This window comes from Pseudomonas sp. AC016 (assembly GCF_979253365.1).
In genome coordinates this window covers 210,009-224,247 of record NZ_CEEDCC010000001.1, presented here as the reverse complement: position 1 = coordinate 224,247, position 14,239 = coordinate 210,009, and the positions used below count along the sequence as shown (strand labels likewise).

The window sequence follows — 14,239 nt, the reverse complement described above, 5'->3', positions numbered from 1 at the left end:
GGAATTTCGGATGGCGTCCATTGCAACCCATGACCTGACCTTGAGCTATCAGGGCCAGGTCATCATCGACAGCCTCGACCTGCAGCTTCCTCCGGGGCAGGTGACGGTGCTGATCGGCAGCAACGGTTGCGGCAAAAGCACGTTGCTCAAATCCCTGGCCCGTCTGCTTAAACCTCAGGCAGGCAGTGTGGTGCTCAATGGGGCTGACATTCATCACAAGTCCACGGCCACCGTGGCGCGCGAGCTGGCGATCCTGCCGCAGATGCCCAGTGCGCCCGAGGGCATCAGTGTCCGTCAGCTGGTTGCGCTGGGCCGCTATCCGTATCAGAACTGGATGCAGCAATGGTCCGCGCAGGATGAAGCCATGGTCGAAAAGGCCCTGATGCAGACCGGCATGCACGCACTGGCCGAGCGTCCGGTGGACGCCTTGTCGGGCGGCCAGCGTCAGCGCGCGTGGATCGCCATGACTCTGGCACAGGATACCAATCTGGTGCTGCTGGACGAGCCGACCACCTTTCTCGACCTGGCCCATCAGATCGAAGTGCTTGACCTGCTGCGCGACCTCAACCGACAGGAAGGCAAGACCATCGTCATGGTGCTGCACGATCTGAATCTGGCCTGCCGCTACGCCGATCACATGATTGCCGTGCACCAACGCACGGCATTCGCCCAAGGGCGTCCTGCGGACATCCTCAGCGAAACACTGATCAAGCAAGTGTTCGACCTGAACTGCCGGATCATTCCCGACCCGTTTTTCGGCACACCGCTGTGCATTCCCTTCGGCCGGGAACTGCCGCAATGACGGCTGGGCAAGTCTTCACCGACGCCGAATGGGCATTACTCTGCGGGCCGCTCCAGCTCAGAACGGCAGAGGCTCGCGACTCACGCTCCTTGCCCGCACAGGACCTGCTGGACGACGCCGTGTGCAGCGATCTGCTGGATGCGCTGGGTCCCGTCATTGGTTCTCCGACGCGGGCGATCACAGCATCCCTGCTGGCCAAGCGGTTTTCCTTTCTCGGCACCGGTGCCTGCCTATACGCCATGTCGGTGTTCGACAAGGGCCTGACGCTGTCGCTGGACAACAGCGTGATCGAGTACGCCCACGATGACGGCCTGTGGACGTCATCCATCCCGCTGCTTAATGTTGTTCCTTTTGGCTACGCAAATGGAGACCGGGACATCTGGCGTGAATCGATCGTCCAGACTCTGTTCGCCGGATTGTTGAAACCGCTCTGGGAAACCTTCAACCGGGTGAGCGGTATTTCCCGACGCATCCTGTGGGAAAACACTGCCGTGCGGGTGTACTCGCTCTACGAGAAGCGCATGGCCAAGGTCGACGATCCCGTCATTCGTGCGCGTTACGAAGCCGATTTCGACTGGTTGTTGAACCACGCCGATCCTTCATTGTTCGGTCTGGAGTACAACCCGCTGAAGCATTTCAGGCGACCACCGACGACATTGCCTTCCGGGCAAAGCATCCGTTTCCGACGCACCTGCTGTTTTTATTACGACGCAAGCAATCCCGTCGAGTACTGCTCGACCTGTCCGTTATTGAGGCCAAAGAAATGCCGATGAATGAGCGAATCGCACCGCGACAGCAGCACATCAGCCAGGACGTGCTTGATCAGTACCGGGACATTTCGGCATCCACCATCGGTCACGTGACCGATGCCGGCTATCTGCCCGGCATCCGCCCCGTGTTCGAAGGCGCGCGCATGGTCGGCAATGTGGTCACTATCAAAGTGGATCTGCCCGATGGCAGTATCCTGCGTGACGCCTTGATCAACAGCGAGCCCGGCGACGTACTGGTCGTCGAATGCACGGGTGATGCCCATTGCGCCTGCTGGGGAGAGTTGCGGACACTGGCGGGGCTGATCAAAGGACTGGCAGGTGTGGTGGTGTCGGGCTCCGTCACGGATGTTGCGGCGTTACGTGCGCATGGACTGCCGGTATTCAGCCGCGGGATCAGCGCCGTTACCACGCGAAGCCTTGGGCAGAGCGGGGCGCTCAATCATCCGGTCAGGATCGGCGAGGTCACGGTACAGCCTGGAGATCTGGCCATTGGCGACGACGACGGCGTGTTCATTCTGAGCGCACAACAGGCAGGCGAACTGCTGCCTGAGTTGCTGGCGAAAGAGCAGGCAGACCGGGCGCGCCGTGACGAATTGCTGGGACGGTTGGTCGAGAAGCGGATGAATGTCTCGAAACGCTTCGTGGTGTAGCGCCAGTCAGCCAAACCGCTAAAGTTGCGCGCAATGCAGTCCTGCTTCATTGCGCGCAATAGCGGCAGAAGGACTCAGTTGGGATCATCCATGGAGACCTGAGCGATACCTTCTGCGCCCAGGCTGTCCATGATGCCGTTGACCAGTTGCGTGATGGTCCAGGGCTTGGCAATGAACAGCACGTCGTCCTTCAACTGATCGCTGCCCGGCGTACCGTGGCCGGACATGACCACGACCGGAATATGCGACCACTGCGAACCCACCACGTTGGCCAGAGCGATACCGTCCATACTGCCTGGCATACGGACATCGGTCAGCAGCAGGGCGACCTTGTTGATGTTCTGCTGGAGGTATTTCATTGCTTCGTCGGCGTTTTCCACCGCCTTGGTGCGCAGTCCGACGTCCGTCTCGAGGATTTCACAGACGAAGTCACGGATCGTCTGTTCGTCTTCAACGACCAGCACCAGACCTTCACCTTGCGCAGGCTTCCCATACTGCTCTGATTGAGCCATTTCTCGTTCCCTCAGCCTTGCATATCACATTCAAAAACACTGCAACGGCGGATCGAACCGTTGCTCATGCTGATATGAGCAAAACAGGGGCGGAAAAATTCATATTTTTCTGAAAATCAGCTCATCTCATTGCTTGGCAGGGCTAGCGGGCAGCGGCTGAGCCTGGGTGCTGGCCACACCGATCTTGCCTGCACCTGCGGTCTGAGGCACCTGTTTGAACGCTACGTCTGCGGGCAACGGCGTAATCAGATAGTCGAGGTGTTGGCTGAACGCCTGAAGCGCATTGAGGTCTTCGGGACGGTAATCGTTGCCACTGAACTCCTGTTGATTAGGTACGCAAGGTCTGCCGATCGCGGCCTGACACGCGGCGTTTTCGGCTTCGGTGCCTGGCGCGAACAGCGCGAATGCCGTACCGGGCTGTTTGGCATCGAAGTAGAAGGGATGCGTGACATGATCGAAATAATTGCCTTCCACCAGCAGATGCGAGTAAGTGGTTCGCGGCATGATCGCGCCCTGATAACTCAGGTTGGAGTAGACGTTATTGACCAGTTGCACGGTAACGTCGGCATTGGCCATGCCGCCCGCGTGCGGTCCCCGACCGGACGTGTGGTGGATGAGGTTCCTGGCCACGGTCACGGTGTCCGGGTCGCCCAGGAATAGCCACACCCAATAATGATGGCCGTCGCAGGACGCGGAGTAGGGCGTGCGACCGTCGAACTCGTTGTCTGAAATAGTGACATGAGACGCAGACATCCACCCGGTGGCGATCATCTGTCTGCCGATGCGGGCGAACGTATTGTTGCTGATCCACACGCCGTCGGTATTTTCGATGATGAGCGCATCGCCAGCCCACACAGTCTGAGGGTTGACATCGGACAGCGTCAGATTGCGAACGATGACGTTGTGGACACCTCCGCCGATGTGCACCGCGATGCCCTGGATCGCTGCCTGACTGCCGACGCCGATCAGCGTTTTGTTCGACCCCACATTGAGGCGTGTCATACCGGCGTTGTCATAGGTCACGCTGGCCGGTTTCCTGTCTTGACAGAAACCATTGAAACCGTTGATTGCAAGCTGTCCGCCACCAGCAGGACACGGATTGACCTCGCACCCCATCTCGGTGGTTGTGGGACTGCCGTTGATCATCACGCTGCCACGAAAGTCGAAGGCATGATCGATTTCGATGACACGAGGCGTGTCGTCGGAACAATGGCCATGGTTATCGTATGAGCCGCACAGCGCCTTTCGAAGTTCAACGAGCGTGGTCGGGCGTACAGGTGCTGCGTCACCACCGCCCGTGACGTTTTTGGCAAACCCGTCCGGACCGTCTGCCGCGAGGGACAGCTCAGTGATCAGTAGCCCGCTGACTGTCATCAGTCCAAAAACCAGCAACCCAAACAGGCCGTGTGCGGGGATGACCCGCGATGTTTTCCAAGAGGCAGGCGATCTCATTCGGTGCGATTCCACGGTTTTAGACAGGCGAACGTCACTCATCGACTGCATGAATCGCAGCGATGAGCATTTATGGGGATTGGCCTGTTGGTCAGACAGGCGCCCGAGGTTCCACCGAAAGACGGGAAAAGATCAAATGACTAATTATTTAAACGCATGTCCTGGCGCTTGTGCGCTAAGGGGCAAAAGAGCCGGTGTTCTTCCTGAGGGCGTGAATCGCTTCAGCTGATGAGTGAACGGGCCGTCGCAAGATCGGTGATCAACACATCCAGATAACCGCCGTGCAGAGCGCCGCGAATCGCGTTGACCTTGCGCTCGCCACCGGCAAGACCGATGACGCGCTCTATGTTCAGGAGCTGTTCCAGGTCCACCGAAACCACCACTTCCTCGCTGTCCTGCAGCACCGGCTTGCCGTCCGCATCGTAGTAGCGCAGACAGATATCACCCACCGCGCCACGTTCGGCCAGCAGCTTGAGCATGGGCTCGCCGTGATAGTTTCCGCTGTTGCGCAGCAGTTTGGACGGCTCAAGCTCGCCGATGCCGACGATTGCAACGGTCAGATTGGAGAAGCGTTCGACGACTTCCCTGACCTCATCCAGTTGCAGAATACGGTGACGGCTGTCGACCGACTGCTCGATGCTTTGTGATGGCAGCAGGTAGGAAGGGCAGCCCAGCAGCGTCGCCAGTTGCTGGGTCAGCAAGGTGGCCTCAAATGCGCCCTTGTTACCGACACCACCCAGCAGTTGAACCACTTCAGTGGCCGCACTCTGTTTGGAACTGTGCATGTAGCCGACCATTGCGCGAATGGTCGAGCTCCATGAACTGATGCCGATCCGGTCCTTCTCGGTAAGGGTGGTTTCGATGTAATGCGCAGCCGCCGAGCCGATGGCCTGCTTGAGGGCGTCTTCATCCTCGCTGGTCGGCTCGACGACGATTACCTGCCTGACGCCGTAGCGCTGTTGCAGCTCACGTTCCAGGTCGAGGTGGAAATTCAGCGGACGCTGCACCGAAATCTTGACGATTCCCTCTTTCAGCGCGCGATTGAGCGCCCGACTCACGAACGATTGGGACAGATCCAGTTGCTGTGAAATCTGTGACTGCTTCAGTCCGTCTTCGTAATAAAGCGAAGCAATCTTAGTCAGGAGCCGCTGCTCCTCAAGCATTCTCATCCGGGATCCAACTTAGCCAGTTTGCAGGCACTATGGTGCAATTCGCCTCAAAGCAAAAGCAACCCTTTGCTTGATCAGGACATGATCAGGCCCCCGTCAACGTTGATTGACTGACCGGTAATGTAGGCGGCATCCGCAGAGGCCAGAAAGGTGACCAGTCCGGCAACGTCACGGGCAGTCCCGGCGCGCTTCATAGGGATACCAGCGACCCATTCGGCCATCAGTTCGCCAGTGCCGTAGGTTTTATCGGGCGTTGACAGTATCTGCCCCCAGACCCGGTCGTTGTATTCCCACATCTCACTCTCGATGATGCCGGGGCAAAAGGCGTTCACCGTGATGCCGTGAGGCGCCAACTCGTGGGCCAGACTGTGGGTGATGCCGATCACGCCCATTTTGCTGGCGGCGTAGTGGGGCGTGTAGATGAAGCCCTGACGACCCTGACCGGAGCTGGTGTTGATCAGCCGACCGCCGCGCCCACTACTGATCATGTGTTTGGCGGCTTCGCGGCAGCACAGCCAGACGCCGGTGGTGTTGACCTGCAGTACTCGGTCGAAATCGGCACGGGGCATGCGGTCGAAATGGTCGATGGTGATGATCCCGGCGTTCTGCACCGAGACGTCGACCCGGCCGAAGCGAGCCTGTGCCTGGGCGTACAGGTCGATTACCTCCTGTTCACTGGTGACATCGGCCACCACCGGCAGTACCTGAGCGCCGGTCAGCTCAGCGATCCGCCGGGCCGTTTCATTGATCCGGTCAGCATTGGACACCATCACCAGATTGGCGCCTTCTCGGGCGAAGCGTTCTGCAATGCCTTCACCGATGCCCCGGCATGCGCCGGTAATGACCACGGTGGCTGCGTGGAAGCGTTTATTGTTCAAGATAGTGCTCCTTTGCGGGTGAATTCGGTTCGGGATGCCTGTTTCAGGCGCGGCGGCTCACCAGCAGACGAATCCGCCGTCCACGACCAGATCAATGCCGGTGCAGAAAGAAGCAGCCTGACTGGAGAGAAAGATGGCAGGCCCGACCATTTCATCGACCGTGGCCATTCGGCCCAGCGGCGTCGTCTCTTCAAAAATCTTCACCTGATCCGCGACCTCGGGCCGGGTATTCATGGGCGTGGCGGTATAGCCGGGGCTGATGCTGTTGACCCGCACGCCGCGCTGCGCCCATTCCATCGCCAGGCTTTTGGACAGGTGGATAACGCCCGCTTTGGACGTGTTGTAGTGGGCCTGCAACAGGCCACGGTTGACGATGATCCCGGACATCGAGGCAATGTTGATGATCGATCCACGCTGGCGCGGCAGCATCACACGAGCCTGCGCCTGACAACTGAGCATGATGCCGGTCAGGTTGACGTCGAGCATCTGCTGCCAGCGGCTCAGCTCCAGTGTTTCTGCAGGCTGGGCATTGGCAATCCCGGCGGCATTGACCGCCAGGCTGAGCGCACCCAGGTCCTGTTCGGCGCGGGCAACTGCCGCTTCAAGCTCCTCGGGCGAGGTCACCGAGCCTTCCAGTGCCAGGGCCTTGCGGCCATGACGCTGAATGCCTTCTATAGTGCTGGACAGGTCCCGACTGCCGGGGAGGTCGAAGCACGCGACATTGGCGCCGGCTTCAGCCAGCCCGATCGCGATAGCCTGACCGATCCCGCTTCCGGCACCGGTGACGAAGGCGGTTTGTCCACTCAAATCAAACAGACGCATAAATCGGCTCCTAGGCTGTCGCCAGTTCCATCACTGCCACAGGCGTGGCGTTTTCTTTGTCCAGAATGCCCATCTGGCGGCCTCGGCTCATGACCATGACCCGGCTGGCCAGACCCAGCACCTCATCCAGGTCGGAACTCACCACAATTACGGCCATGCCGTTGGCGGCCAGTTCGGCGATCACCTCATAGATTGCCGCACGGGCACCGACGTCGATGCCTCGGGTCGGCTCATCGAGAATGAACACCTTGGGGTTACGGGCGAGCCACTTGGCGATGATCACTTTCTGCTGATTGCCGCCGGACAGGCAGGAAATCGTCTGTTCCGGCAGGCCTTTGACGCCCATCCTCGAGACAGCCTTCTGGGCGAACTCCCTCAAACCGGACGGAGAAATCCATCCCTGGCCCGGGAGCAGGTCGGTATTGCCATAGATCAGGTTTTCTTCGATGGCGTGATCCACCACCACGCCCTGCTGCTTGCGATCTTCCGGCACCAGAACGATCCCGGCCTGGATTGCTTCGTGCGGTGACTCGAAGTTTTGAGGATGATTGTCGAGGATCAGCGTGCCGGTGATGTGCTCGGCCGCGCCCGCAATGGCCCGGACCAGCTCGGTCCTGCCAGCCCCGACAACGCCCGCGATACCGAACACTTCACCTTTATAGACCGAGAAGTCTATATCGTGAAATTCCATCTCCCGGCACTTGAGGTCTTTGACCGTCAGCACGACCTCTGACTGGGCCGGTTTCATCACCGGGAAGATCCGGTCTACACTGCGGCCGACCATTTCCGCGACCAATTGCCGGACCGGCACCTGCGCGGTTGCATGGACGGCAACCTGCCGACCATCGCGCAAGACCAGTATCCGGTCTGCCACTCTGGCAATTTCTTCCATTCGGTGGCTGATATAGATGAACGACACACCTTCGGCTTTCAGCCGGTCGACCTGGGCGAAGAGCTTTTCAGTTTCTTCGCCGCCCAGTGCCGCCGTGGGCTCGTCGAGAATCAGCAGGCTGGCCTTGAGGGTCAGTGCCTTGGCGATCTCGACCAGTTGCTGTGCCGCCACGCTCAGACCCGCAACCTTGCGGGTTGCCGAAACCTTCAGCCCCAGACGATCCAGCTGCTTTTGCGCTTCGGCTTCCATGAAGGCTCTGTCGACGCGCCCGAAGCGGGTCGGCAGACGACCCACGAACATGTTTTCGGCAATCGACAGTTCCGGCAACAGACGGATTTCCTGATGAATGAGCCCGATACCTGAATCCAGCGCAGCACCGGGAGAGGCGGGCGCATAGGCCTCGCCCTGCCAGATCATCGAGCCGCCAGACTCGGGCGGGACGAGACCGGCGATGATCGAAGACAGCGTGGATTTGCCCGCACCGTTCTCGCCGAGCAAGGCAAGCACTTCGCCCGGGTAGATATCGACGTCGATGTCAGCAAGCACCTCGATGGCCGCGTACTTCTTGCCGATGTTTCGCAGGCTGAGCCTGGGTGCAGACTGCGATTGATCTATTGCGTTGGCAGACATGGGCTCTCCCCGGCAGTGACTGGATTGATCGACACCTTGAGAGGTGCTGGCCAATCAAGGATGGTTGGCGATGAAAGGCGCCACGTTTTCCTTGGTCGTCAGAATCGCTTCCTGCAACTGTTCCTTGGGCACAGTCTTGCCTTCCTTCAGTGCGATGGCCGAGTCCAGCGCCAGACGGCCCATCTTCTGCGCCTGCTGGGTCATGGTGGCCGACAGCGTGCCATTGGCGACCGCCTTGAGGCCCGCAACATCACCGTCGAAGCCCACGATGGTCACCGGCTGCTCCAGGTTGGCGACCTTCACTGCCTGGGCCGCACCCAGTGCCATGGCGTCGGCTCTGCCGAAGAACACGGTGATGTTCGGGTCGCGCTGAAGCATGTCCTGAGCGACGGCGAAGCCACGGTCCTGCGCCCATTCGGCCGGTTGCTCGGCGACGACTTTCAGGTCGGGGAATTTCTTGAGGCCTTCGGAAAAGCCTTTGGCGCGATCGTTTTCAGGCGAGGTGCCGATCTGCCCCTGAAGAATGGCAACCCGGCCTTTGCCGCCGGTTACCTTGCCGACGTATTCGGCCAGCGTACGGGCGGCTGCGACGCTGTCGCTGGCGATGAAGGTGTCACCCGGCGCGTCAGGCGCGTTGCGATCCACAGCGATGACCGGAATACCTGCGGCCTTGGCCGCCTTGACCGGAACCCCGGCGGCGGTGGCGCCTGCCGGAATATAGATGAGGGCGTCGATCTTGCGCGTGATCAGGTCCTGAACCTGGCTTACCTGAGTGGCCGAGTTGCCTTGGGCATCGACCGTGATGACCTTGATGCCTTTTTCCTTGCCAGCGGCCTCGACCGACTGTTTGATCTGATTGAAAAAGTCAGCCTGCAGGTTGGCGACAGCCAGGCCGACGGTAAGGTTTTCAGCCCAGGCCTGGCCCGTTGTGGCAAGGGTGACAGCCGCGAACAGACTGCCCAGCAACAGCTTTTTTGGCGCGAACATAGCGGTTCTCCATTGTTTTTGTTGTGTACTGCGGTCAGGGAACAGAAATCGCAAAGCATTCAAAATCAACGTTGGTTGGCGCGGCGGCGCAGCGTGTCCAGCGTCACCGCAAGGGCGATCACCACGCCTATCACCACCTGTTGCACGAACGGCGAGACGCCCAGCAGATTCAGGCCGTTGCGCAGCACACCGATAATCAGCACACCGACCAGCGTGCCGCCGATGCTGCCGACACCGCCACTGAGACTGGCGCCGCCAATGACCACGGCTGCGATGGCATCGAGCTCCAGCGTCAGCCCGGCGCTCGGTTGCGAAGAGTCAAGCCGTGCGGCCATGGCCACGGCTGCAAGCCCGGCCAGTGCGCCGCTCAACGCATAAATCCATAGGGTGATTTTTTTGACCTTGATGCCTGACAGGCGCGCCACTTCAGCGCTGCCGCCAATCGCATAAAGACTGCGACCACCTGCCCGAAAGCGCAGGTAGACCCAGGCCACGGCCAACATCACCAGAAACAGCGCGACGGTTGCGGACAGAAAACCAAAGTGACGCTGGGTGGCGAGGCTGGTGAACCAGTCGGGAAAGCCGACGATCTGGCGTCCGTCGGTGAGGATATTCGCCATCCCGCGTGCAACTGACATCATGGTCAACGTCGCAATGAAGGCGGGCAGGCGAGCCTTGGCGATAAGCGTTCCGGAGATCAGGCCACAGACCATGCCACCCAGGATGGCCAGCGGTATGGCAAAGCCCATCGGTACGCCCACATCCTGATAAAGCCAGCCCAGCAACATCATGGAAAACGCCAGCACCGATCCGACCGACAGGTCGATCCCGCCGATGACGATCACCGCCGTCATGCCGATGGCAAGAATGCCCAGCACAGTGACCTGGTCGAGGATGTTGAGGGCGTTGCGGACCGAGAAGAAATATTCGGAAGTGAACGAAAACGCCAGGATCAAAAGCGCAAGCCCGATCAGCGGACCGCCTACGTTTTGAGGCAGGCGCAGTGCAAGGCGGGTGAGGGGTTTGGGTGGGATCGAGCCAATCGGGGCTTTTGCGTCCACGGGCTTCTCCTGGGTGTTGTTGTTGTTATTTGGCACGCAGGAATAATTATTCGTACGTGATTTTTAAATCAGACTCCCGCTGTGGCTCTTGGATGTCAAGTGGTTTCTTCGCTTTGAGGATGTGCGGCAGGTCGACCCAAAGGTCGACAGAAGGGATTGACGACGGAACGGATTAGGCTCTAAATACAAATATATTCTCATACATGAATAATTATTCGAGAATGGCGCAGCCTCGATTTTTCGGTTTGCGTCCAGGTCACAACCAGGGGATCGAGATGAATCCATTCCGCTATGACGTACCGCAAATTCGCGCAACTGCCCAGGCGATCCGGCGCAGGATCATCAAGCTGAACGCCGAGTCGCCAGCCGGGGGACACACCGGGGCCGACCTGTCTGAGACCGATATCCTTGCGACGCTGTATTTCCGGTTGCTCAACGTGTCGCCCGCAACGCTCAGCGATCCGGACCGCGATATCTATATCCAGAGCAAGGGGCACGGTGTCGGCGGTCTTTACTGCTGCCTGGCTGAAGCGGGGTATTTCCCTGCCGAGTGGCTGGACACCTACCAGCACTTCGACTCACACCTGCCGGGACATCCGGTGCGCCAGAAAACCCCCGGCATCGAATTGAACACTGGCGCTCTGGGGCACGGTTTGCCGGTGGCCTGCGGCATTGCCATTGCCGCCAAGAAGTCCGGCAGCCGCAAGCATGTCTTCGTACTGACTGGCGATGGCGAGCTGGGTGAAGGCTCCAACTGGGAGGCGGCATTGACGGCCGCCAAGTACCAACTGGATAACCTGATCGTGATCGTCGATCACAACCAGTTGCAACTCGCCGGTCGAACTGCAGAGATTCTTCCCCTGGAGCCTTTGCCGGACAAATGGCGTGCCTTTGGTTTTCAGGTCAGCGAGTGCGATGGTAATGACGTCGCCCAGTTGGTGCAGACTCTGGAAGCCATGCTGCAGCAGTCCGGGGGTCCCAAGGTCCTGATTGCAAACACGGTGAAAGGCAAAGGCGTTTCGTTCATCGAGGACAAGCCCGAGTGGCATCACCGAGTACCCAAGGGTGACGAAATCGAAGCCGCATTGAAGGAGCTTGATCATGTCCACTGAACACACTGTAGCGCCAGAAGCGCATCTGGCTTCGGTCATGGTCGAGGCGTTCATCAATGCCGTGGATAACGGTGTCGACCTGATCCCGGTAGTCAGCGATTCAACATCGACGGCCAAGATCGGCCCGTTCATGAAGCGCTTTCCTGATCGTCTGGTAAACGTAGGCATTGCCGAGCAGACACTGGTGGGTGTTGCCGCAGGTCTGGGACTGTCAGGAAAGGTCGCCGTCACCTGCAACGCCGCGCCGTTTCTGATCTCCCGGGCCAATGAACAGGTGAAGGTGGACGTCTGCTACAACCGTTCGAACGTCAAGATGTTCGGCCTCAATGCAGGCACCAGCTACGGCCCGCTCGCGAGCACCCACCACAGCATCGATGACATCTCGGTCATGCGTGGTTTCGGTAATGTGCAGATTTTTGCGCCGGCCGACGGCGAGGAATGCCGGCAGATCGTCGATTACGCCATCGCCTATGACGGCCCGGTTTATATCCGGTTGGACGGCAAGGCACTGCCCGCCGTGCATAAGGCCGATTACCGATTCGTGCCTGGCCAGATCGATATCTTGAAAACGGGACACGACGTCAGCATCGTCGCGCTGGGTTCGGTCGTTCATGAAGCCGTTGACGCAGCCCTTCGCCTCGAAGAACTGGGGATCAGCGCGCAGGTCATCAACCTGTCGTCCATCCGCCCGCTAAAGCGTGATGCCTTGCTCCAAGCCTTGTGCGCCACTCGCGCCGTGGTCTCGGTGGAAGAGCACAACGTCAACGGCGGTGCCGGCAGCATCGTGGCAGAAGTACTGGCTGAAGCGGGACTGGGCATTGCGCTGGTTCGGCTGGGCATTCAGGACGGCGAATACGCCTCGGCCGGCGGCCGTTCGCCGACACGTGCCAGGCATCAGATCGATGCGGCCGGGATTGTTGCGGCAGCGACGGCGCTGTTGCAATAAGCTGAACGGCTTGTCCGCTCATCAAGACACACAACAACAATAACAACAGGAAGCACGCGATGGTCTCCCTCGATCCCCTGATTCTGGCGCTGGACGAAGGCACCACCAATGCCAAGGCGATCCTTGTCGATCGCAGCGGCAAAGTGGTTGCTCGCTCGTCGCAACCATTGAGCGTTTCTCATCCCCGGCCCGGTTATGCGGAGCAGGATCCCACCGCGATCTGGCATGCCATGCTCGCGGCCATCGAACACTGCATCGCCCAGACCACAGCGCCACTTGCCGCCATCGCCATCAGCAACCAGCGCGAGTCGGTTCTGGCCTGGGACAGAAAAACCGGCCAGCCCGTCTCGCCGCTTGTGAGTTGGCAATGTCGCCGCTCCGATGACTTCTGCGAGCAACTGGCCCGGCAAGGCCACGCCGAACTGATCCGCTCAACCAGCGGGCTGGCTCTGGACCCGATGTTCTCAGCAGGAAAGATGCGCTGGATTCTCGATCAATTGCCGGATGGACAGGTGAGGGCGGCGAACGGTGAGGTATGCCTGGGCACCGTGGACAGCTGGCTGCTCTGGCAGTTGACCGGTGGCAAGGTCTTCGCCACGGACGCTTCCAATGCAGCGCGTACGCAACTGATGGACCTGCGTACCTGCCAGTGGAGCACTGCGTTGACGGAGGTTTTCAATATTCCGCTGGCGGCATTGCCTGACATTTGCCCGAGCGCGGGCCTGTTCGGTGAGACAGCAGCGCATGGGTCGCTTCCTGCAGGTATTGCGATCATGTCGATGATCGGGGACTCCCACGCGGCGCTCTTCGGTCAGGGCGGGTTCACGCCGGGCCTGGTGAAAGCCACGCTGGGCACGGGCTCGTCGCTCATGACGCCCATGGCCCGACAGGTGGGCTCAAGTGCAGGACTGGCCACAACCGTTGCCTGGCAAATCGAAGCGCCAACGTATGCGCTGGAAGGAAATATCGTGCATACCGGCGGCGCAGTGAGCTGGGCTGCACGCTTGCTGGGTGCGGCGGACGACATTGACGCACTGGCGGCCGAGGCGGCAGCGTTACCGGATAATGGCGGTGTGTATTTCGTTCCGGCACTCGGCGGCCTGGGTGCGCCTCACTGGAATTCCCAGGCTCGCGGGCTGATCTGCGGACTGACTGAAGCCTCCAGCCGGGCACACATCCTGCGCGCGACGCTGGAAGCCATTGCCTACCAGATTCGCGATGTTTTCGACGCGATGGAACAGGACAGTCCCGACCCGCTGGGCGAACTGTGGGTCGATGGCGGCGCCACGCGCAACGAGTGGTTGATGCAGTTTCAGGCGGACCTGTTACAACGCCCGGTGATCCGCAGCCTGTCGCCTGAAGTCTCCGCCATCGGTGCTGCGCACCTCGCAGGTTTCGCGCTTCGCTGGTGGCCGGATGAAGACGCGCTGGCAAGCCTTGAACGTCCTCGTCAGCGCTACGAGCCCAGGCGCAATGCAGTGCCTGAACTCTATGAACACTGGCAGCAGGCGTTGAAGCGCACCGTCATGTCCTGAGCACTCCAGACTGACCGGTTA

The 14,239-nt window shown here is 59.9% G+C and carries 14 protein-coding genes; 6 read left to right on the top strand and 8 right to left on the bottom strand.

Going from position 1 to position 14,239, the window contains the following annotated elements; genetic code table 11:
• The first annotated feature begins 10 nt into the window (after positions 1–10).
• Genes AC0IXS_RS00950 through AC0IXS_RS00940 form a run of 3 tightly spaced genes read left to right on the top strand, consistent with a single transcriptional unit; the run spans position 11 to position 2,222 of the window.
• On the top strand, positions 11–802 hold the full coding sequence (locus AC0IXS_RS00950; RefSeq protein ID WP_122437917.1) for an ABC transporter ATP-binding protein: 792 nt from the start codon (positions 11–13) through the stop codon (positions 800–802).
• Positions 799–1,575 (top strand): IucA/IucC family C-terminal-domain containing protein, encoded by a 777-nt coding sequence (locus AC0IXS_RS00945; protein ID WP_449121600.1) that lies wholly within the window; start codon positions 799–801, stop codon positions 1,573–1,575. Before AC0IXS_RS00950 ends, AC0IXS_RS00945 begins: the two co-directional genes overlap by 4 nt.
• Entirely contained in the window at positions 1,566–2,222 is a 657-nt protein-coding gene (locus AC0IXS_RS00940; RefSeq protein ID WP_449121601.1) for an RraA family protein, read from the top strand. Before AC0IXS_RS00945 ends, AC0IXS_RS00940 begins: the two co-directional genes overlap by 10 nt.
• A gap of 74 nt (positions 2,223–2,296) precedes the next feature.
• On the opposite strand, the gene AC0IXS_RS00935 is transcribed toward AC0IXS_RS00940, so the two are convergent.
• The 8 genes from AC0IXS_RS00935 to AC0IXS_RS00900 form a co-directional block, all read right to left on the bottom strand.
• Entirely contained in the window at positions 2,297–2,734 is a 438-nt protein-coding gene (locus tag AC0IXS_RS00935) for a response regulator (protein WP_004882237.1), read from the bottom strand.
• Positions 2,735–2,860: 126 nt separating this feature from the next.
• Positions 2,861–4,108 carry a pectate lyase family protein gene (locus AC0IXS_RS00930; RefSeq protein WP_471823469.1) on the bottom strand — a complete coding sequence of 416 codons (1,248 nt, stop codon included), beginning with the start codon at positions 4,106–4,108 and terminating at the stop codon, positions 2,861–2,863.
• Positions 4,109–4,407: 299 nt separating this feature from the next.
• On the bottom strand, positions 4,408–5,355 hold the full coding sequence (locus AC0IXS_RS00925) for a sugar-binding transcriptional regulator (protein WP_025996231.1): 948 nt from the start codon (positions 5,353–5,355) through the stop codon (positions 4,408–4,410).
• Positions 5,356–5,429: 74 nt separating this feature from the next.
• Entirely contained in the window at positions 5,430–6,233 is an 804-nt protein-coding gene (locus AC0IXS_RS00920) for an SDR family oxidoreductase (RefSeq protein WP_471823467.1), read from the bottom strand.
• Positions 6,234–6,290: 57 nt separating this feature from the next.
• Positions 6,291–7,055 (bottom strand): SDR family oxidoreductase, encoded by a 765-nt coding sequence (locus tag AC0IXS_RS00915; protein ID WP_122690597.1) that lies wholly within the window; start codon positions 7,053–7,055, stop codon positions 6,291–6,293.
• 10 nt (positions 7,056–7,065) lie between these two features.
• Entirely contained in the window at positions 7,066–8,577 is a 1,512-nt protein-coding gene (locus AC0IXS_RS00910; RefSeq protein WP_471823465.1) for a sugar ABC transporter ATP-binding protein, read from the bottom strand.
• A 54-nt stretch (positions 8,578–8,631) separates the two neighbouring features.
• Positions 8,632–9,564, bottom strand: a complete 933-nt coding sequence (locus tag AC0IXS_RS00905; protein WP_004882246.1) for a sugar ABC transporter substrate-binding protein — start codon at positions 9,562–9,564, stop codon at positions 8,632–8,634.
• A 65-nt stretch (positions 9,565–9,629) separates the two neighbouring features.
• Complete coding sequence (locus tag AC0IXS_RS00900; RefSeq protein ID WP_004882249.1) at positions 9,630–10,625, bottom strand: ABC transporter permease; 996 nt, start codon at positions 10,623–10,625, stop codon at positions 9,630–9,632.
• Positions 10,626–10,900: 275 nt separating this feature from the next.
• On the opposite strand from AC0IXS_RS00900, the gene AC0IXS_RS00895 reads away from it, so the two are divergent.
• From AC0IXS_RS00895 to AC0IXS_RS00885, 3 genes are read left to right on the top strand one after another with little or no spacing between them, the layout of a single operon-like run.
• Positions 10,901–11,737: a transketolase gene (locus AC0IXS_RS00895; RefSeq protein WP_122439015.1), complete on the top strand. Its 837-nt coding sequence runs from the start codon at positions 10,901–10,903 to the stop codon at positions 11,735–11,737.
• Entirely contained in the window at positions 11,727–12,683 is a 957-nt protein-coding gene (locus AC0IXS_RS00890) for a transketolase family protein (RefSeq protein WP_471823461.1), read from the top strand. The genes AC0IXS_RS00895 and AC0IXS_RS00890 overlap by 11 nt, the downstream gene beginning before the upstream one ends.
• Positions 12,684–12,742: 59 nt before the next feature.
• Positions 12,743–14,218 carry an FGGY family carbohydrate kinase gene (locus tag AC0IXS_RS00885; RefSeq protein ID WP_471823459.1) on the top strand — a complete coding sequence of 492 codons (1,476 nt, stop codon included), beginning with the start codon at positions 12,743–12,745 and terminating at the stop codon, positions 14,216–14,218.
• Positions 14,219–14,239 lie beyond the last annotated feature (21 nt).